The following is a 21,095-nucleotide window of genomic DNA, read 5'->3' as shown; positions in this document are numbered from 1 at the left end:
TTTGCTGCAAAGGATTATTCGACGCTACCGTCTTCGTTCCCGGTATCAGTTTCCGCTTCAGGCTCGCTGACTTCGCCATCGCCTTCTACTACTGCACCTTGAATTTCTTCGCCGTCCTCTTGCTCGGACAAGTCATCTTCCTCTTTATCCGCTCTGCAGAGCGTAGCCACTGCATCATCCTCACGGATGTTAATCAGCTTAACGCCCTGTGCGTACCGGCCCATGGTAGAAATTCCATCCATACTGGTCCGGATCAGGGTACCGCTGGTCGTGATAATCATCAGGTCCTCATCTGTCTTGACAACCTTCAGCCCGACTACCGGACCGTTCTTATCGGTAAGGTTAATGGTCTTGATGCCTTTACCCCCGCGTGTCTGGGAACGATAGTCGCCGGCAGGCGTCCGTTTACCATAACCCTTGGTAGTTACGATCAGCACTTCAAGATCCTTATCTACGCAGTCCATACCAATGACATGGTCATTGTCATCCAGCGTGATCCCTTTAACCCCTGTAGCACTGCGGCCCATGGAACGGACATCGCTCTCCGAGAAAGTAATCGACATTCCGCGTGCCGTACCAATAATCAGATTCTGCTCTCCATCTGTCAGCTTCACTTCGATCAGTGAATCTTCCTCACGCAGATTGATCGCTATCAGACCGCCCTTGCGGATGTTGTTGTAGTCTTCAAGAGGCGTCTTCTTCACGATTCCCTCGCGGGTAGCGAAGAACAGATATTTGTCGCTGTCCGCTTCCTCCACCTGGATTACCGCACTAATCTTCTCGCCCTGCTCAATTTGAATCAGGTTGATGATCGGCGTTCCCCGGGCGGTACGACCGAGCTCCGGAATCTCATAAGCCTTAATCCGGTACACTTTACCCTTGTCGGTGAAGAACATCAGGTAGTTATGGGAATTACTCACGAAGAGATGCTCCACAAAGTCCTGGTCCTTGGTGTCCATCCCGATTACCCCGCGGCCGCCGCGCTTCTGGCTGCGGTATGTGCTGACCGGAAGACGTTTGATGTAACCGGTATGTGTAATCGTGATTACAACCTCTTCACGCGGAATTAGATCCTCATCGAGAATACTCTCTTCCCCAACCGTAATTTCCGTACGGCGGTCATCAGAGTACTTATCACGAATCTCCTGCAGCTCATTGCTGATAATCTCCAGTACGAGATGCTCGTTAGCCAGAATCTCCTTGTATTCAGTGATTTTGGCGAGCAATTCGTTATATTCATTCTCAATCTTCTCACGTTCCAGACCGGTCAGGCGCTGCATCCGCATATCGAGGATCGCCTGAGCCTGCTCCAGGCTTAGACTGAAGGTCTCCATCAAGCCTTCACGGGCAATATCTGTTGTCCGTGAAGCACGGATAAGAGCAATAACCTCATCCAGATGATCGAGGGCAACACGCAGGCCTTCCAGAATATGCGCCCGGGCTTCCGCCTTCTTCAGGTCAAATACAGTCCGGCGGCGGATAACTTCGATCTGATGCTGCAAATAATGATACAGCACATCACGCAGGTTCAGAATCTTCGGTTCATTATTGACGATAGCCAGCATGTTAATCCCGAAGGTAGACTGCATAGAGGTATGTTTGTAGAGGTTATTGAGTACGACGCTAGGATTCACATCACGTCTCATTTCAACGACTACACGCATTCCGTTACGGTCAGATTCATCACGCAGATCCGTAATGCCCTCGATACGTTTCTCACGCACCAATTCAGCAATCTTCTCAACCAGTCTGGCTTTGTTGACCTGGTAAGGAAGCTCATGCACAATAATCCGCGCTTTACCGTTATTCTCTTCAATCGTCGCTTTGGCACGCATCGTAACCGATCCGCGTCCTGTGCGGTAAGCCTGACGGATACCTTCACGGCCCAAAATATAACCGGCCGTCGGGAAATCCGGGCCCTGAATATATTCCATAAGCTCCATAGGCGTAATGTCAGGATTCTTGATCATTGCCTGTACACCATCAATGACCTCGCCCAGATTGTGCGGAGGAATATTGGTAGCCATACCGACCGCAATCCCCGAAACCCCGTTCACAAGCAGGTTAGGGTAACGCGCCGGCAATACTACAGGCTCATTCTCTTCACCGTCATAGTTGGGAGCGAAGTCAACCGTTTCTTTGTTCAGATCGCGGAGCATTTCTCCGGCAATTTTGGACAGCCTCGCTTCGGTATAACGCATCGCAGCTGCCATATCTCCGTCAATAGAGCCGAAGTTTCCGTGGCCGTCTACGAGCATATAGCGCATGGAGAAATCCTGTGCCATACGTACCATTGTTTCATAAACCGCCGAGTCACCGTGAGGGTGATACTTACCGATAACCTCACCGACGATTCTCGCTGATTTCTTGTGAGGTTTATCCGAGGACATTCCAAGTTCCGACATCGCAAACAAAATGCGTCGGTGAACAGGCTTAAGTCCGTCCCGCACATCCGGCAAAGCCCGGCTTACAATGATGCTCATTGCGTAATCCATAAAGGATTCGCGCATTTCCACGCCAATGTCCCGATCCCTGATTTGCGGGTTATTTTGTTCAGCCATGAGTTGGTGGACCTCCTTCAGTTAAAAACCGCTACCCTTTATTATATTACTTTCACAAAAGCAGCACAATTAAACATGATAGCCTTTTATCTTCTATATTGATTTTCTTTTAGTACGGATAAGGATATACGCCCTTTCCGCTGGTGTCTTCAGTACATAGACTGTAAAGACAAGAAGAATGGCTTTATGACCCTGATTTCGTCCAAAAAAGCATAACCCCATATCCTTATATTATAACATTGTTTAGTTAGATTGTCCTGAAAATTCGCCACAGATGAACAAACGGATATACGTTCATCTGTGGCAAAACCGGCAACTGCACAACTACCCAAGGAGGCAGAAAATGAGGATTCAGCGCGTGTCCAGCAAGTGGGCAAAAACGAAAGTCATTCTTCAGAACCGCCTGCTCTCGGTCTTCATTCCGGAAACACGTAAATACGCCCTGGAAGATTTGAAAGAGCTGCTGGGTCTGTACGGAACGGTGTATATCAAACCTGACCGCGGCACCTACGGCAGCGGAGTCATGAGAGCTGAACAGCGGGTGGTTCATTTAAGCCCAAGCGAGCGGCAGCCGGACTTCATCCAACCGGAAACAGAACCTTTGACATGTGAAACAGAAGCACCGGCAGAACCCAAGCTGATGTATATTCTGAGATACGCCAAGGATGCAGAAATCTTCAATACACCGGAAGAGCTTCATGCTGCCCTATTGCCGCGGATTAAGGGACGTTCCTATCTCGTTCAGCAAGGCATTGATTTGCTTCAGCATCAGGACCGGCCGTTTGACCTGCGGGTACTAACCCAGAAGAATCTTCAGGGGTCCTGGGAGACTACAGGCATGCTCGGGCGGGTGGCTGCGCCGCAAAAGGTGGTCACCAACTATCACAACGGAGGCAGCATTTTTTCGGTAGATGCCCTGTTCAAAGAACATATGACGCCTGAAGAAAGGACGGCAACCATCCAGCAGCTGAAATCGCTGGGAGTCAGAATCGGGTCCCAGCTGGAAACTGCCTATCCGGGTCTCAAAGAAATTGGACTGGATGTGGCAATGGATCAGAATCATGATTTATGGCTGCTTGAAGTGAACACACTGCCTTCGATCATCGTCTTCAAAATGTTTCCGAACAAAGCCATTTACCGCCGTATCTACCGCTATGCTGTTGCCTATGGACGTTTGAAGCGCACCCGCCCGTCGCCAACCTACCGCCGCAGACGAACAGTCAAGCATTAAAATCACGCCAAAAACTCTCTGCCTGCATTAAAAAACCTCCGGTCCCCCCTATAAGGGAGGACCGGAGGTTCGTTATACAGCTTGCATTTAAATATCGAGATTTTTGACGGATTGGGCATGCTCCTGAATGAATTCACGGCGCGGCTCTACGTTATCACCCATCAGTGTATCGAAAATGCTGTCAGCCAGCATCGCATCCTCAATCGTTACCTGCAGCATCGTGCGGCTCTCAGGATCCATTGTAGTATCCCAAAGCTGCGCGGCATTCATCTCACCCAGACCTTTGTAGCGCTGAACGTTTACTTTGACGTTCTCACCAAAGCCGGCAATGATCTCATCGCGTTCCTTCTCGGTCTGCGCATAGCGGATGACTTTGTTGCGTTCGATCTTGAACAACGGCGGCTGGGCGATATAGATATATCCGGCATCGACAATCTTCCGCATGTAGCGGTAGAAGAACGTCAGCAGCAAGGTTCTGATGTGGGCACCGTCGACGTCCGCATCGGTCATAATTACAACCTTGTGGTAACGTGCCTTCGACAGATCAAAATCATCGCTGATGCTAGTCCCGAGAGCGGTAATAATCGCCCGGATTTCCGCATTGGACAAGATCCGGTCGAGCCGGGCTTTCTCTACGTTCAGGATCTTACCGCGCAGCGGCAGGATCGCCTGGAAATGACGGTCACGGCCTTGCTTGGCCGATCCGCCCGCAGAGTCACCTTCGACGATGTACAGCTCACTGATCGACGCATCCTTGGAGGAGCAGTCAGCCAGCTTGCCCGGAAGGGCGCTGACTTCAAGGGCACTCTTACGGCGGGTCAGCTCACGGGCCTTGCGGGCCGCTTCACGGGCACGGGAAGCCTGCAGCGACTTCTCCAGCACCTTGCGTGAGACAGCAGGATTCTCTTCCAGGAACTCCTGCAGCTTCTCGCCGAACAGAGATTCGACGATCCCGCGGACTTCACTGTTCCCCAGTTTGGTCTTGGTTTGGCCTTCGAACTGCGGCTCAGGAATTTTGACGGAAATAATCGCCGTCAGACCTTCACGGACATCATCTCCGGTAAGATTCTGGCTGCTATCCTTGATTACGCCTGCCTTGCGGGCATAATCATTGATAATCCGCGTCAAAGCACTCTTGAAGCCGGATTCATGCGTTCCGCCCTCATGGGTGTTGATATTGTTGGCGAAGGAATAGATGTTCTCTGTATAAGAATCGTTATATTGGAGAGCCACTTCAACGGCGATCATATCCCGTGAGCCTTCCACGTAGATCGGATCATCATGCAGGGCTTCTTTTTTCTCGTTGAGATACTTCACATACTCCACAATACCGCCGTCATACTTGAACGTATTGGACACTCCGGTCCGTTCATCCAGCAGAGACAGCTCAATGCCCTTGTTCAGGAAGGCAAGCTCGCGGATGCGGGTAAGCAGAGTGGAATATTCAAACACAGTAGTCTCGGTAAAGATCTCCGGATCCGGATGGAAGGTTGTTGTCGTTCCTGTCTCCTCGGTATCGCCAATTACCTTGATATCATATTGCGGCGCACCGCGTCTGTATTCCTGCTGGTAGACATGTCCGTCACGTTTGACCGTTACAACTACCTTCTCGGACAGTGCGTTAACTACCGAGATCCCCACACCGTGAAGACCGCCGGAAACCTTGTAACCCCCGCCGCCAAATTTACCGCCTGCATGCAGGACAGTCATTACGACTTCAAGCGTGGATTTCTTCAGCTTTACGTTCTCGCCGACAGGTATTCCCCGGCCGTTATCAATAACAGTCACACTGTTATCTTCATGAATTTTCACTTGAATCCGGTCGCAAAAACCTGCCAGCGCCTCATCGATACTATTATCGACAACCTCCCAGACCAAATGATGCAGACCTTTGGCGCTAGTGGAGCCAATGTACATGCCGGGACGTTTCCGAACCGCTTCCAGCCCTTCCAGTACCTGAATCTGGCTCTCATCATATGTCGGTTGATTCATTGACATGCCTTCACCTACTTCTTTCAGATTATCTCCTGTAACTACCGAAACATTATATTTCTAACAAGATTTTGGCTCTTTTTTTGAGAGTGGAGGAGGAGATAGGGGAGTAGTAGACAGTATTCTTGGTGACGACAATAGACTTCGCTTCCTCTTCACCAATGCGCTCCAGCTTCTTATCCTGCTGGGAATGAGTCATAAATTGCTTCGACACCTTGGAGGACTTCTCAATCGATATATCAAATATAGCAATCAACTCTGAGGATCGAATAATTTTCTCTCCGCCCAAATGAATATACATGGTCTTCCTCCGCTCTTTATAGCTCCACTGTGCCGCCGTGCACATGATACAGGCTTGCGCCTTTTAATTTATCGGCATTCAGTCCCTCTACACCGGTGGCGGTGATGAAGGTCTGTACCTTGCTTTGAAAGGTTTCGATAAGCTGGGTCTGACGATAGGGATCAAGTTCGGACAAAACATCATCAAGAAGCAGCACAGGATACTCTCCGATCTCCTCATGGATCAGTTCAATTTCCGCCAGCTTGAGCGATAAAGCTGCCGTACGTTGCTGTCCCTGGGAACCGTAGACCTGAGCTTCTCTTCCGTTGATAAAAAAGGACAGGTCATCCCTATGGGGACCCGTCAGCGTCATGCCGCGCCTGATTTCCTGATCTCTTGTTTGTGATAACTTTAACATAAATTTGTCCAATAAGACAGCTTCATCTTCCTCTTCACGCTCACCGAAAGAGGGGACATAGAGCAGTTTGAGCTCTTCTCCGCCGTTTGTAATGCCGCGATGGATGCTTTCTGCCCATATCTGCAGCTTCTTTATGAATTGTTTCCTTTTTTTGACGATTTTAACACCATGCTCTATAAGTTGCGCATCCCATATCTCCAGAAGCTCCTTGCCGGCAGCTTCTTTTCCCCATAGCTGCTTCAGCAGATTCCCTCTTTGGAGCAGCACCTTCTGGTATTGCTGCAGGTGAAACAGGTAGCTGGGCTGGACCTGGCCAATCTCCATGTCAAGGAACCGGCGCCTGATGCCCGGGGTGCCTTTGACAATCTCGAGATCCTCCGGAGCAAACATCACCACATTCAGTGAACCTACGAATTCACTAAGCCGGCGCTGCTCCAGTCCGTTAATTCTGGCTTTTTTGCCTTGGGGTGACAGGGTAAGCTCCAGCTTAAGATCACCGTATTTGCGCTCCACTTCGGCCACAATCTGTGCGGAACCTGCAGGAGCATCGAAGGATATGAGTTCCTTGTCCTTGGAGGTACGGTGGCTTTTGGTCATCGCCAGGACGAACAAAGCCTCCATGAGATTTGTTTTGCCTTGGGCGTTCTGACCGAGAATGAGGTTCACATCACCCAGGCTCTCCAGACGCAGCAGCCCATAGTTGCGGTAATACTGCAGACCGATATTTTTGACAAACAAGACCCTGTGCCTCCTTGGGTGTACTACTCTTTGACTCCGCCGCCTTCAACCTCGAATACGCCGTTATCCTGTACCTCTATCTTATCACCCGGGTAGAGCTTTCTGCCACGCCGTTCTTCTTTCTCCCCATTCACTTGTACGTGCCCTTCCTGCAGCAGCGCTTTGGCCATGCCACCTGTGGATACACAATCCGCCAGCTTCAAAAACTGGTCCAGCTTGATATATCCACTGTGGATAACTATTTTTTTCATCTTTTTTGTCCTTTCCACCACTTATCCACAGGCCATGGACAGGGCATTAATTAGTTGTGCGGTAAGGCAGAATGACGTACAGGCTGCGGCTCTCGTCGAGCGGTCTGAGAATAATCGGACTCATCATGCCGGTGAAGGCAATCACGAGCTGCTCACTCTCCACAACCTTCAGCACATCGAGCATATATTTGGAGTTGAAGGAGATCCGCAAAGGCTCACCTTTGAAATCAATTACTTCAAGTTCTTCCCGGACCTTACCCAGCTCTGATGAGCTGGAAGAAATCTCTACGTCGCCATTCTCAAGAGTCTGCATCCGGACGATGTTCGTTTTTTCTTCACGGGATAGCAAATAAGCGCGGTCAATCGATTCGCTGAGTTTTTTTGTATCAAGAGTTAGTTCTGTTTTGTAGGTGGTTGGAATAATTCTAGAAGTATCCGGATAAATTCCGTCCAGGATCCGCGAATAGAACAGCACTTTGTCGATTTTGAAGAGGACCTGGTTATCCGCAACGACAATATCCACCAGCATATTCTGATCCGGGATAATTTTGCTGAGCTCGTTCAGCGTTTTGCCGGCAATAACAATATTCGCAAACTGAACATTCTCTGTACCTTCCAGATGTGCTGCTCTTGTTGCCAGACGGTGGCGGTCGGTAGCCGTGAACTTGAACTCGTTATCGGCAAGATTCCAGAGAATACCCGTCAGAATTGGTGTTGTCTCTTGGGTAGAGATGGAGAACGCGGTTTGTTTAATCATATTCTTCAGCAAATCGCCTGGCATTGAGATGGTTTCATTCTCCTCAATGCTTGGCAGAACAGGGAATTCTTCAGGGTCCAGGCCAACAATCTGAATCTCCGTAGATCCGGAAGAGATATAGGTTTGAAAGCCCTCTTTGACTTCCATGTGAATTTCTTTGGAGGGAAGCTTCTTGATGATCTCGACAAAGAACTTGGCTGGAAGCACTACGCTGCCGGGCTGTTCCACTTTTACGATCGTATGGCTGTCATTCTCGGCAGGGATGAAGGATTGAATCGAGATATCCGTGTCACTTGCCGTCAATGTTACTCCCTGGTGGCTAACCTCAAGCTTTATTCCGGTCAAAATAGGGATGGTTGTTCTGCTCGAGATCGCCTTGGAGACATGGCCTATAGATTCGTTGAGTTCATTTTTGAGAATGCTGATTTTCATGATTTCACTCCTAGCTGAAAAATTGGGAAATGGGTGTACGTTTGACCTCTTTGAAACCTGCTCTTAGAAGATGAATTATTATAGTTATTTAATAGTATTAGTAGTAGGGGCTCCGTTTATGTGGATAAGTCGCTAAACAGCATAAAATTAAGCCTACCCACATGTGTATAGATTGTGTATAGGCTCTTTGTTCCTCTTAGGAAGGATTTTTAATTTTCTCCGCAAGATTATTTACCACTTTATAGAGCTCCTGGTCCACCTTTAATTGCTGCGTAATCTTCTCATGGGCATGGATAACTGTCGTATGATCGCGCCCTCCGAAGGCTTCACCGATCTTGGGAAGCGAATAATCCGTTAATTCACGGGAGAGATACATGGCAATCTGTCTTGGAAAAGCAACAGCCTTCGTGCGTTTCCGCGCTTTGAAATCCTCCATGCGCAAATTGTAGTATTCGCCGACTTTTTGCTGAATATCATTCATGGTGATCATCTTCGGCCGGCTGGAGGGAATGATATCCTTCAGCGCTTCAGCTGCCAGATGCGTAGTCACATCCTGATTAGTCAGTGATGAATAGGCTACAACGCGGATCAGTGCACCTTCCAGCTCGCGGATATTCGTGTCGATCTGATTGGCAATATACATCATCGCTTCGTTCGGGATATCCAGGTTCTCCGCCTTGGCCTTCTTACGGAGAATCGCAATCCGTGTCTCCAGATCCGGAGGCTGAATATCGGTGATAAGTCCCCATTCAAACCGGGAACGCAGCCGTTCTTCCAGTGTGGGAATCTCCTTGGGAGGCCGGTCGCTTGAGATGATAATTTGCTTGCGTTCTTCATGAAGAGCATTGAACGTATGGAAAAATTCCTCCTGCGTTGACTCTTTGCCGGCCAGGAATTGAATATCGTCAATCAGCAAAATGTCAACACTGCGGTATTTGTTACGGAAGCTTTCGCCGCGGTTGTCACGGATGGAGTTGATGAATTCATTCGTAAACTTCTCGGACGAGATGTAGATAACCTTATTGTTAGGGTTATGCTCCAGCACATAGTGCCCGATGGCATGCATCAAGTGAGTCTTCCCGAGACCCACGCCTCCGTACAAAAACAAAGGATTGTAAGCTTTGGCGGGCGCTTCGGCTACAGCCAGTGAGGCTGCATGCGCAAAACGGTTGCCCGAACCGATCACGAACGTATCAAAAGTGTATTTGGGATTGAGCAAATGCGTCTGTGCTTCTTCGCGTGAAACTGCGGGAGTGGTCGCCATTTGTTGAACTATTGGCTCAGAGGGTTTGTTCTCTTCAATTACAAATTTGACGTCAACCTGTTGTCCGGTGACCTCATAAACCGTTGCTCCTACCAATTTGGTGTAGCGACTTTCCAGCCATTCTACGGCAAAAGTTGTAGGCGCCGAGATAATAAGAGCCTGGTGGCTAAACGTTAAGGCCTTGGTAGCCTTAAACCAGGTATCAAAGCTCGGCTTGCTTAGTTTGGTTTGAATAATCGATAAAATTTGCTGCCATAATTCGGAAGTATGGCTGTCCACAGACTGTCACTCCTTTAAATCTTCCAAATGTGGCATCAGCCATGAAGTGGAAATGTCGAAGAAAATGGGTTGTTGCTGAATCTTATCCCCAATATGCAATATCAAGAGACAAAAAAATATGGATAAATTTGAATTGTTCACAACTTTATCCACAGCTTGTTGATAATATAGAGAACAAACAAATCTATTCACATTCAAAAGTAATACCATCATAGCAAAACCCCCCTTGTTTTTCAATGAGCCACGCTATTTTATCCACAAATTCAATCACTTGTGTATAATTTTTAGGAACACCACTACATATTGTTGATAAATTGTTTACCGTTCGACAGTTTCCGTCATGGCTTCGATATTTTTATACACAGGTTGTGCTCAGTTGTGAGCAGTCGACTATTTTTTTTGATCACAGGTGGATAACTATAATGTCCTGTGGATTACTTTTTGAGACAAAAGGGCTGTGGATAAGACGCGGAGGCCGAATTTTGGAGGGACGGAAGCAAACTGGGGATAGATAGACAGCAGCTGCTGAAGAGACCTGTGGAGAAATAAAAAAGAGGGAGGAAGGGGACAAGGTTGACTTTTGCCTTGATTATGTGTTTAAATATATAAAGGTGTTTTCTGTGAGGATATGTCTCCAAATTTAATTGATAATACTTGTAGATACTGTCCCTACTCTAAGGACGGCTTAGTCCGTTTCTGCTTATATGACAGTAATTAAGTTCCTGTAAGGGAGGTGCAATACATGAGACCGACGTTCAGACCGAATGTGAGCAAACGCAAAAAGGTGCATGGTTTCCGCAAAAGAATGAGCACGAAAAACGGCCGCAAAGTGCTGGCAGCCCGCCGCTTGAAAGGCAGAAAAGTTTTGAGTGCGTAAGTTAGGCCACTTAGGGACCACTGCGGTGGTCCTTTTTTACAAGATGAGAATTCAATGGGGTCCCCATAAAGTACCTGAGTAATCATCGAAGCAAAGCCCCACTTTGTGGGGTTATTTTACATGGGATCCCCGCAAAAGTTACGGATCACGCTTCACTACAGAGCCGCACTTTGCGGGGCTTTTTTTGATTGTTATATAAGGAAGGAAGAGGATGCCCGGCATTTTTCCCTTCTATATATAGCGCAGAATTGGATGCATCTCCTCAGAGTGGGAGGACCACTGTTATTCTGCAGCTGCAACAATAAAAGTTTGGCTCTGCAGAGGATAATAGCGCTACTGCGGGGCTTTTTTTGAAAGATGAAATTGTATACGCTTTGCATCATGAAGGAGCCTTATCTTTCCGCTGAAACGGATGCCGTTTATGGCATCACCTGAATGACTATACTAATTAGAAGATGAAATTCCGGAGCTTACGCGAAATCCGGTATTTGAATAGGAGAGTCCCGTGCACAAAAGTCTACGATTACGAAACCGTGCCGACTTCAGCCGCGTATACCGCCATGGGAAGTCATTTGCGAATCATCAATATGTGGTGTACTGGTTTCCCAGAAAAGAGGTGGAGCGTTTCCGCGTAGGTATATCTGTCAGCAAGAAGGTTGGAAACGCTGTGGTACGCAACCGGATGAGGCGGCTGGTAAAGGAAATTGTCCGTCACCATGAGCCGGAAATTATCGGGGGTCTGGACATCGTGTTCATCGTAAGAAAAGGAGCTCTCTCCAAGGATTACGGCGAGCTCGAGAAAAGCGTGCTGCATGTGCTTCGCAAAGCCAAGCTGCTCAAGGCTTTGCACAAGTAAGAGGGGCACAGGGGGCTTGTTTATTTGTATCCATAATTATGTTATGATTTACGGTGCAATGGAATGTTTATGAGAGGGGTTTTGAAGTGTCTCTAATGAAGACTAAGCGAGGAAAAATGTTTCTTCTCCTCGGGTTAATGGTTCTAATGATTGCTGTTCTGTCGGGGTGTTCTCCGTCTGGGGCGGCATCAGTGACGCACACTACGGAAGATTTGAAAAATGGAGGCTTCTGGCAAAGTAATGTCGTCTATTATTTCGCCATTGCACTGGATACTTTCGCGAAGTGGTTTAATGGCCAGTACGGATTAGCCGTACTTGTAATGGTTATCATTGTGCGTACGTTAATTTTGCCGCTTACCATGAAACAGGTTAAGAGTTCACGTGCGATGCAGGCCATCCAACCGGAACTTGAGAAGATTAAGAAAAAATATAAAGATGAGCCCGAAAAGGTACAGCAGGAAACGATGCGCCTGTTCCAGGAGAACAAGGTAAATCCGATGGCAGGCTGTCTGCCGCTGATCGTGCAGATGCCGATCTTCATCGCCCTGTACAACTCGATCTATTACAACCCGGATCTTAGATTGCATGACTTCCTGTGGCTGCAGCTCGGCAAGCCCGATCACCTGTTCATTCTGCCGCTTCTTGCCGCTGCTACGACATTCATTCAGACCCGTATGATGACCAAAATGAACCCGGTACAACAGCAGGGTCCAATGCAGTTCATGATGATGGTATACCCGGTTCTAATTTTCATCATGTCCTACAACTTCCCGTCTGCGCTTCCGCTGTACTGGTTCTATAGCAATCTGTACACCATTATTCAGAACTACTTCTTGTACCGCAACAACGATAAACATAAAGCGGCTATTGCCGCTGCAAGTGCCACGGCTACCGCTACTGCAGGTAACGGCAAAGCCAAAGAAGTGAATTTGACGAAGAGCAAGAACAGCAACAATAACGCCCGCAAAGATGTTACTCCTGCTGCAAAAGGCAATAGCAGCAAAGGGAAGAAGGGGGTCAAAAAGTCAAAATGAGCAAAGTCGTCGCGACAGGGAAAACCATTGAAGAAGCTGTAGAACGGGGACTTAACCAGCTTGGAGTTCAGAAGGACCGGGTAACGGTCAACGTACTTGAACAGCCGTCAAAAGGATTCCTTGGATTGATCGGTGCGAAGGGAGCCAAGGTAGAATTGACCTTGATCTCTGAAGCCGCACCGGCATCAGCGGCGAGTGCTCCGCTACTGTCTCAGCAGTCAACAAGAGAGAGCAAACCAGAGGCGATCAGCGGCGTACCGCGCCAGGATTCCGGACAACCGGTGGAGGAAGCTTACCAACAGGCCGTTCATTTCATTGTGGATGTCGCCAAGAGCATGGGGCTCGAGGTGGAAGTTGAAATCGTTCATACCAAGGAATCAACTGTTCTGCAAATATCCGGTCCGGATCTCGGGCTGCTGATCGGCAGAAGAGGACAAACTCTCGATGCTCTGCAGTATTTGGCTAATATTGTTGCCAACCGCTATTCCGACAGCTTCATCCGCCTTGTGCTGGATGCGGAGAACTTCCGTGAACGCCGCAAGAAGACGCTTGAGGAATTGGCGGACCGGCTCGCGGGACGTGTAGTCCGGACCCGTAAAGAGGTTGTCCTGGAACCCATGTCCCCGCAGGAACGCAAGATTATTCATTCCAGATTACAAGATCACCGGCAGGTAAACACGCTTAGCAAGGGTGAAGAACCGAACCGCCGCGTCGTTATAACATTGAAGTAGATCTATATGCCGCAATGACTCCTTGACCTATGCGAGGAGTCATTGTTTTTTTGAAATATAACAATTTATATGGTTCGCGAAATATATTACCCTTATATTTCCCGCTGAAACGTGCCGTCCTTTGAAGGAACGCTTAACCGTTCCCACTTGAAGAGACAAATAAGAAAAGATCAAGCCAGAGGTGAATAACAACATGCTTAGTGATACTATTGCTGCTGTATCGACGGCTCTGGGCGAGGGCGGAATTGCCATCATCCGGGTTAGCGGTCTGCAGGCTATCAGCCAGGTTGCTCCATTGTTCAAAAGCCGTATCCCCCTTACGGAAGCTGAATCCCATACTGTGCATTATGGACATATTGTAAGTCCGCTGGATGGGGAGCGGATGGAAGAAGTGCTGGTTACGGTTATGAAGGGACCGCGTTCTTTTACAACAGAAGATGTAGTGGAGATCAGTGCCCATGGCGGCGTAATCTCTGTAAGAAGAGTGATGGACCTGCTGCTGCAGCAGGATATCCGGCTGGCTGAGCCGGGGGAATTCACCAAACGTGCTTTTCTTGGCGGGCGGATTGATCTTTCCCAGGCGGAAGCTGTAATCGATCTGATTCGTTCCAAGTCGGACCGTGCCTTCTCGGTTGCGCTTAAGCAGGTTAGCGGTTCTCTATCCGCAAGGATTCATGAGCTTCGGCACACTCTTATTGAGATGCTGGCTCATATTGAGGTGAACATTGATTATCCGGAACATGATGTGGAGTCCTTAACAGCCGATTTCATCAAGGACAAGAGCCAAGAGGTTATGGAAGGCATTAACAAGCTGCTTCGTACAGCTAATGAAGGAAAGATTCTGCGTGAAGGGATCACAACAGCAATTGTGGGCCGGCCTAATGTCGGCAAGTCCTCCCTGCTTAACGCGCTTGCCCGCGACAACAAGGCGATTGTAACCGATATTCCGGGAACAACGCGTGATGTAATAGAAGAGTATGTTACGATTAATAATATTCCTCTGAAGCTGCTGGACACTGCCGGTATCCGTGAAACGATGGATGTGGTAGAAAGAATCGGTGTGGAACGTTCGAAGGCGGCTTTTAGTGATGCGGATCTGATTCTGCTGGTGCTGAATGCCAATGATGAGCTGCATGAGGATGAACTGGCACTTATGGAACAAATCCACGGTAGACAAGCCTTGGTCATCATGAATAAAATGGACTTACCGTCCCGTCTGGATACGGAGAAGCTGCGCTCCTTTTTCGACGAATCGAGCATTGTACCGATGTCTGTGCTGGAAGAGGAAGGACTGGATAAACTGGAAGAGGCGATCTCGGCACTCTTTTTCGGAGGCAAGCTGGAGTCAGGTGACTTGACTTACGTAAGTAATGTAAGACATATTGCCCTGCTGAAGAAGGCGCATAAATCACTTCAGGATGCCTACGAAGCTGCGGAGATGCTTATTCCTATAGATATGATACAGATTGATGTGCGTCTGGCTTGGGAGCAGCTCGGTGAGATCGTTGGAGATACGGCTGCGGATTCTCTGTTGGATCAGATTTTCTCGCAGTTCTGCTTAGGCAAATAAAAGGAGGGAACAGTTATGAATTATGATGGAGGCAGCTATGATGTTGTCGTCATAGGCGCCGGACATGCCGGCTGTGAAGCGGCTCTGGCTGCTGCACGGATGGGCTGCCGCACACTGATGATCACGATTAACCTGGATATGGTGGCCTTCATGCCATGTAATCCATCCATTGGCGGACCCGCCAAGGGCCATGTAGTGCGTGAAATTGATGCGCTGGGCGGGGAAATGGGCCGCAATATAGATAAGACTTTCATTCAGCTTCGGATGCTTAATACCGGGAAAGGACCTGCTGTCCATGCACTTCGTGCACAGGCAGACAAGTTCCTTTATCAGCATGCGATGAAGGAAACGATGGAAAAGACACCTAACCTGACCCTGCGCCAGGGTATGGTGGAAGAACTGATTGTTGAGGACGGCCGCTGCACCGGGGTCATTACGAAGACCGGAACCGTATATCACAGCAAAACTGTTATCCTGACGACTGGAACCTATCTGCGCGGCAAAGTGATTATGGGTGAACTGACTTATGAGAGCGGGCCAAACAATCAGCAGCCGTCCGTACGGTTGTCGGAGAATTTGCGTGAGCTTGGATTCGATCTTGTCCGCTTTAAGACAGGAACTCCGCCGCGTGTGCATAGGGATACGATTGATTTCTCCAAGACAGAAATCCAGCCGGGCGATGATAAACCGAAATTCTTCTCTTTTGAAACCAAGTCATCAGATAATGAACAGCTGCCTTGCTGGCTGACTTACACATCACCGGTCACACATCAGATTATTAATGACAACCTGCACCGGGCACCGATGTTTACCGGAATTATTGAAGGAACAGGTCCTCGCTATTGTCCATCAATCGAAGATAAGGTCGTGCGTTTCAGCGATAAATCGCAGCATCAAATCTTCCTTGAACCTGAAGGCAAAAACACATCGGAATACTATGTACAAGGTCTGTCCACAAGTCTCCCTGAGGATGTACAACTGGCAGTGCTGCGTTCCATTCCCGGTATGGAAAAGGTTGAAATGATGCGTAACGGCTATGCCATTGAATATGATGCGATGGTTCCAACACAGCTCTGGCCTTCCCTTGAAACCAAACGGTTGCCGGGACTGTTCACAGCCGGACAAATCAATGGCACCTCCGGTTATGAGGAAGCTGCAGGGCAGGGTGTAATTGCAGGCATTAACGCAGCGCGTAAAGTACAGGAGAAGGAGCCCGTGGTGCTTGACCGGTCCCAAGGTTACATCGGTGTTCTGATTGATGATCTCGTCACCAAGGGAACCAATGAACCTTATCGTCTGCTGACTTCGCGTGCGGAATACCGCCTGCTGCTCCGTCATGATAATGCGGACCTGCGCCTGACTCCAATCGGTTATGAAATCGGACTTATTCCAGAGCAACGGTATGAGGCATTTCTTGATAAAAAAGGGCGGGTGGACCGTGAAATCATCCGCCTGCAGGAAACGAAGGTTAAACCTGTTCAGGTGAATGAGGCCCTTGCTGGTTATGAATCGGCACCTATTGTTGACGGAAGCAATCTGCTGACCTTAATGCGCCGTCCGGAGCTTACTTACAGCTTCGTAGATATGATATCGCCTGCTCCGGAAGAGCTGGACGAAGATATGAAGGAACAGGTTGAGATTCAGATAAAGTATGCCGGATATATTGAGAAACAGCTCCAGCATGTTGAGAAGCTGCAGAAGATGGAGAAGAAGAAGATTCCTGATGATATCAACTACAATGAGATTCATGGACTTGCTATGGAAGCCCGGCAAAAGCTGACCAAAATCGCACCCATCTCCATCGGGCAGGCTTCGCGCATCGGAGGAGTAACACCGGCGGATATCTCGATTTTGCTGGTACATTTGGAGCATTATAACCGTGTGACAGCGGCGAAAGGATAATCTATGGATAATACGGCAGCCCAGTTCACCGCTCTGCTCAAAGAGCGCGGACTACAGCTCTCAACGAAGCAATTAGAACAATTCGAACTATACTTCCAGGAATTGATTTCCTGGAATGAAAAGATGAACCTTACAGGTATTACGGAAAGAAGTCAGGTGTATACGAAGCATTTCTACGACTCTCTATCTCTGGCTTTCTATCTGAATATGGATGAAACCAAGAGTCTTGCTGATATCGGATCGGGTGCAGGGTTTCCTGGAATCCCACTGAAAATTCGTTTCCCGCATCTGAAGCTGACGATTGTAGACTCACTCAGCAAACGGATATCCTTTTTGCAGCATGTATGTGACACCTTAGGCCTGACTGGCGTACAACTGATCCACGGACGTGCAGAGGATGTCGCCAGACAGTTTGTCCACCGTGATGCTTATGATGTGGTGACTGCACGTGCAGTTGCCCGCCTATCTCTTTTGAATGAATTTTGTCTTCCGTTCACACGTAAGGATGGAATCTTCGCTGCAATGAAGGGGAGCGACCCGGCTGAGGAATTGGCAGAAGCCAAACGCAGCTTCAAGGAACTTCGTGCTGAGCTGCAGAAGGTAGAATCCTTCAGCTTGCCTGTTGAAGAATCCGCCCGGCATATTATTCTCGTACGTAAGACTGGGGCAACACCAGCAAAGTATCCGCGTAAGCCAGGCGTACCAGCAAAGTCGCCCCTTGTATAATTGTTTCACGTGAAACAATTAAAATCATATTTGCGAAATTAGATCAAGCTCATGCAGAATGAGCTTGATCTTTTTTAATGAGATTTGTGATAGATGCCCAAGCATCAACGGCATTTTCACCAGTGTCGTAACATATTACCTCAAGACTGGCCCCTATGGAGTTTATTTGTGAATAAGAGGACCCGGGGGGACCTTTAGGCAGGAAAAATAGGTCTATATGGAGAATAGGATTATGAGCAGAAAAGTGATAGAATACTATAGTAAGACTTTTTATAGAGAAGACTCTTCTGCTACTCTGTTACTACCCTGGTTGCAGAGAACCGAGGGTCAGAAATATGGCCAGGCTGTTCTTGAATTAAAGAGCTAATCAGCGATCTGATTCATTCTTTAATTGTAAGGAAAGTGACTATGAATAGGATAGATGCTTTTCTCACGCTGTACGATAGGCTTTTCGTAAGAAAGGTTAGAAGGATCGTACTATAACGAAATTAGGTGGTTATGAACGGAATGAAAGAACAATTCACCAAGCTTTTTGGATTTACCGAGCGGAGCAGCGGAGAAGAGATCAAACAAATCCCGGTTCATGAGGTCATCAGCAGTCCATATCAACCACGGACGATTTTTGATGATGACAAGATAGATGAGCTATGCCAGACTATCAAAACTCATGGAGTTATCCAGCCGATCGTTGTGCGTATGCGTGATTCCCAGTATGAAATCATTGCCGGTGAAAGACGCTGGCGGGCGGTCAAAAAGCTGGGCATGGAGACTATTCCAGCTCTTGTACGCGAATTCAATGATTCACAAGCAGCTTCAATTGCATTGATAGAGAATTTGCAGCGTGAGGGTCTGACCTCTATTGAAGAGGCAATCGCCTATCAGAAGCTGATTGATCTGCATCAATTGACGCAAGAGAGTCTGGCCCAAAGGCTTGGCAAAAGCCAGTCAACGATTGCCAACAAAATTCGCTTGCTGAATTTACCGGAGGCAGTCAAAGTTGCACTGATGGAAAGAAAGATCACTGAGCGTCATGCGCGTTCGCTTTTGTCTCTGGACAGTGAAGAGATGCAGATGAAGGTGCTGGCTGAGATTATCTCCAAAGAGCTCAATGTGAAGCAAACAGAAGCACGTATTGCATTCTATAAAGCCGTTACACAGACTAAGAAATCAAAACGGGTATCCTATACAAAAGATGTTCGTCTCGCCCTTAATACAATACGCCAATCCATAGACATGGTGTCCGGTTCGGGGATGGAAATCAAGACCTCCGAGAATGACCGTGGCGATCATTATGAGATTGTTATTCAAATCCCAAAAAGATAAATGGTTTCAAAAGCTGAAGGCGGCCCTGAGGTGATTGGCCGCCTTTTCTATGACTAGCTCCAGACGTTATCACACATACACTTTATGGATAAGTTAATGTATATTTGTCTACACTTCCCGCACATGTGATGCCGTAGTATACAAATCATTATGCCAATACAACTCATGACCTTACAAGATGATTCTTTCTAACAATTCGAGGTGAAATAAGTGTCCAAGATTATTGCCATAGCAAATCAAAAAGGCGGGGTCGGTAAAACAACAACCTCTGTAAACCTGGGTGCCGGCATGGCTACTTTAGGGAAAAGAGTGCTGCTTGTTGATATTGATCCGCAAGGTAACACTACGAGCGGCGTTGGCGTCAACAAAGCGGATGTAGCAAACTGCATTTATGATATTCTTATTAATGAAGCAAACCCGCAGGAAACGATATTGGAGACCCAAATCGAAGGCCTTCATATCATACCGGCGACTATTCAATTAGCGGGTGCGGAAATTGAATTAGTCTCTACCATATCCAGAGAACTAAAGCTGAAGAAGGCCCTAAATGCGGTCAAGGCGAATTATGATTACATCATCATCGATTGCCCTCCATCATTGGGCATTCTTACCATTAACTCTCTGACGGCAGCGGATTCAGTCATTATACCGATTCAATGTGAATACTACGCGCTTGAAGGGCTAAGCCAACTGCTTAACACCGTAAGACTGGTGCAGAAGAATCTTAACCCTCACCTTAAGATAGAGGGGGTACTGCTCACTATGCTTGATGCCCGGACCAATCTGGGGATTCAGGTGATTGAAGAAGTGAAAAAGTACTTCCAGGAAAAGGTATATAGAACCATTATTCCGCGTAATGTCCGCCTGAGTGAAGCTCCTTCACACGGACAATCCATTATTACTTATGATTCCCGTTCCAAAGGAGCGGAAGTGTATTTAGAGTTGGCAAAGGAAGTGATTTCTTATGAGTAAGCGCCTAGGCAAAGGCTTGGATGCTTTAATACCTTCTTTATCCATTAACGAGGATGACAAGGTTGTAGAAATACCCTTGTCACAGTTAAGAGCCAATCCGTATCAGCCGCGTAAAGATTTCAACGAAGAAGCTATTCAGGAGCTGGCTGAATCTATCAGACAGCACGGGGTCATTCAGCCAATCATTGTCCGCAGTGTATTGAAGGGTTATGAGATCATTGCCGGTGAACGCCGGTTCCGTGCATCCCAGTATTGCGGCAAAGCAACGATCCCTGCGGTAGTCCGCAGCTTAAGCGACCAGCAGGTTATGGAGATTGCCCTGATTGAAAACCTGCAGCGTGAGAATCTAAACGCAATGGAGATTGCGGTTGCATATCAAGGGCTAATGGATCAATTTGCTCTTACCCAAGAAGAGCTATCACTGAAGGTGGGGAAGTCCAGATCCCATATTGCCAACTTCCTGCGGTTGCTTAGTCTGCCGGAGGAAGTGAAGGATTATGTTTCACGTGGAACAATTTCTATGGGTCATGCCCGGGCAATTGTAGCGCTGAAAGATCCGGAGACGATAAAGCAATTAGCCGAACAGTGTGTGGAACAGCAGTGGAGTGTGAGAGAATTGGAAGAGGTAGTGAAAAACCTCGACCGCAAACCTGCGAATGGGATTAAAGCTAAGGTGGTCAAACGCGATCCTTATATTGATAACGTTGAGGAAGTATTGCGGGAACGGTTCAAAACAACCGTTAAGATTAAGCAAGGTAAGGAAAAAGGTAAAATAGAATTAAATTATTACAGTGCCCAAGACCTGGAAAGATTGCTGGAGTTGCTCGGGAACTGATTTGGATATTTGTGCCGAAAACATATCCTGAGATATCCCTAAAACGGATATGGAGGGATATGTTTT

At 47.8% G+C, this 21,095-nt stretch carries 18 protein-coding genes; 11 read left to right on the top strand and 7 right to left on the bottom strand.

The window, feature by feature from the left end:
* Positions 1–14 precede the first annotated feature (14 nt).
* Positions 15–2,561, bottom strand: coding sequence for a DNA gyrase subunit A (gene gyrA / locus NSQ73_RS30220; protein ID WP_340989909.1), 2,547 nt, complete (start codon positions 2,559–2,561; stop codon positions 15–17).
* A 343-nt stretch (positions 2,562–2,904) separates the two neighbouring features.
* Between gyrA and NSQ73_RS30215 the strand changes: the two genes are divergently transcribed.
* Positions 2,905–3,792: a YheC/YheD family protein gene (locus NSQ73_RS30215; RefSeq protein WP_340989907.1), complete on the top strand. Its 888-nt coding sequence runs from the start codon at positions 2,905–2,907 to the stop codon at positions 3,790–3,792.
* Positions 3,793–3,879: 87 nt separating this feature from the next.
* On the opposite strand, the gene gyrB is transcribed toward NSQ73_RS30215, so the two are convergent.
* From gyrB to dnaA, 6 genes are all read right to left on the bottom strand, one after another.
* On the bottom strand, positions 3,880–5,790 hold the full coding sequence (gene gyrB / locus NSQ73_RS30210) for a DNA topoisomerase (ATP-hydrolyzing) subunit B (RefSeq protein ID WP_042132667.1): 1,911 nt from the start codon (positions 5,788–5,790) through the stop codon (positions 3,880–3,882).
* 46 nt (positions 5,791–5,836) lie between these two features.
* On the bottom strand, positions 5,837–6,085 hold the full coding sequence (remB, locus tag NSQ73_RS30205; protein ID WP_039295738.1) for an extracellular matrix regulator RemB: 249 nt from the start codon (positions 6,083–6,085) through the stop codon (positions 5,837–5,839).
* Between the two features lie 16 nt (positions 6,086–6,101).
* Positions 6,102–7,220, bottom strand: a complete 1,119-nt coding sequence (gene recF, locus NSQ73_RS30200) for a DNA replication/repair protein RecF (RefSeq protein ID WP_039295741.1) — start codon at positions 7,218–7,220, stop codon at positions 6,102–6,104.
* 23 nt (positions 7,221–7,243) lie between these two features.
* Positions 7,244–7,471, bottom strand: a complete 228-nt coding sequence (yaaA, locus tag NSQ73_RS30195; protein WP_039295744.1) for a S4 domain-containing protein YaaA — start codon at positions 7,469–7,471, stop codon at positions 7,244–7,246.
* 46 nt (positions 7,472–7,517) lie between these two features.
* On the bottom strand, positions 7,518–8,660 hold the full coding sequence (dnaN, locus tag NSQ73_RS30190; protein WP_039295747.1) for a DNA polymerase III subunit beta: 1,143 nt from the start codon (positions 8,658–8,660) through the stop codon (positions 7,518–7,520).
* Between the two features lie 196 nt (positions 8,661–8,856).
* Positions 8,857–10,203: a chromosomal replication initiator protein DnaA gene (dnaA, locus tag NSQ73_RS30185; RefSeq protein WP_039295750.1), complete on the bottom strand. Its 1,347-nt coding sequence runs from the start codon at positions 10,201–10,203 to the stop codon at positions 8,857–8,859.
* Positions 10,204–10,945: 742 nt separating this feature from the next.
* Between dnaA and rpmH the strand changes: the two genes are divergently transcribed.
* The 10 genes from rpmH to NSQ73_RS30135 all read left to right on the top strand — a co-directional run bounded on the left by rpmH (position 10,946) and on the right by NSQ73_RS30135 (position 21,029).
* The gene (gene rpmH, locus NSQ73_RS30180) at positions 10,946–11,080 is read left to right on the top strand and encodes a 50S ribosomal protein L34 (protein WP_039295761.1); all 135 of its coding nucleotides are present in this window, start codon (positions 10,946–10,948) and stop codon (positions 11,078–11,080) included.
* A gap of 505 nt (positions 11,081–11,585) precedes the next feature.
* Positions 11,586–11,936: a ribonuclease P protein component gene (gene rnpA, locus NSQ73_RS30175; RefSeq protein ID WP_042140607.1), complete on the top strand. Its 351-nt coding sequence runs from the start codon at positions 11,586–11,588 to the stop codon at positions 11,934–11,936.
* A gap of 86 nt (positions 11,937–12,022) precedes the next feature.
* Positions 12,023–12,970, top strand: coding sequence for a YidC/Oxa1 family membrane protein insertase (locus tag NSQ73_RS30170; protein ID WP_340989905.1), 948 nt, complete (start codon positions 12,023–12,025; stop codon positions 12,968–12,970).
* Positions 12,967–13,701: an RNA-binding cell elongation regulator Jag/EloR gene (jag, locus tag NSQ73_RS30165; RefSeq protein ID WP_039295766.1), complete on the top strand. Its 735-nt coding sequence runs from the start codon at positions 12,967–12,969 to the stop codon at positions 13,699–13,701. The genes NSQ73_RS30170 and jag overlap by 4 nt, the downstream gene beginning before the upstream one ends.
* 193 nt (positions 13,702–13,894) lie before the next feature.
* Positions 13,895–15,271: a tRNA uridine-5-carboxymethylaminomethyl(34) synthesis GTPase MnmE gene (mnmE, locus tag NSQ73_RS30160; RefSeq protein ID WP_340989904.1), complete on the top strand. Its 1,377-nt coding sequence runs from the start codon at positions 13,895–13,897 to the stop codon at positions 15,269–15,271.
* A gap of 15 nt (positions 15,272–15,286) precedes the next feature.
* A complete protein-coding gene (gene mnmG, locus NSQ73_RS30155; RefSeq protein ID WP_171717769.1) occupies positions 15,287–17,173 on the top strand; it encodes a tRNA uridine-5-carboxymethylaminomethyl(34) synthesis enzyme MnmG in 1,887 nt (628 codons plus the stop codon).
* 3 nt (positions 17,174–17,176) lie between these two features.
* On the top strand, positions 17,177–17,899 hold the full coding sequence (gene rsmG, locus NSQ73_RS30150) for a 16S rRNA (guanine(527)-N(7))-methyltransferase RsmG (protein WP_340989902.1): 723 nt from the start codon (positions 17,177–17,179) through the stop codon (positions 17,897–17,899).
* Positions 17,900–18,406: 507 nt separating this feature from the next.
* Positions 18,407–19,222: a nucleoid occlusion protein gene (noc, locus tag NSQ73_RS30145; protein WP_039295780.1), complete on the top strand. Its 816-nt coding sequence runs from the start codon at positions 18,407–18,409 to the stop codon at positions 19,220–19,222.
* Positions 19,223–19,432: 210 nt separating this feature from the next.
* The gene (locus tag NSQ73_RS30140) at positions 19,433–20,194 is read left to right on the top strand and encodes a ParA family protein (RefSeq protein ID WP_042140602.1); all 762 of its coding nucleotides are present in this window, start codon (positions 19,433–19,435) and stop codon (positions 20,192–20,194) included.
* Entirely contained in the window at positions 20,187–21,029 is an 843-nt protein-coding gene (locus NSQ73_RS30135; RefSeq protein ID WP_042140601.1) for a ParB/RepB/Spo0J family partition protein, read from the top strand. Before NSQ73_RS30140 ends, NSQ73_RS30135 begins: the two co-directional genes overlap by 8 nt.
* Positions 21,030–21,095 lie beyond the last annotated feature (66 nt).

Origin of the sequence: Paenibacillus sp. FSL R10-2736, from assembly GCF_038000245.1 — a bacterium.
Lineage (GTDB): Bacteria > Bacillota > Bacilli > Paenibacillales > Paenibacillaceae > Paenibacillus_AQ > Paenibacillus_AQ phytohabitans.
The sequence above is the reverse complement of the archived record's forward strand: the minus strand, read 5'-3'. Positions and strand labels throughout refer to the sequence as shown.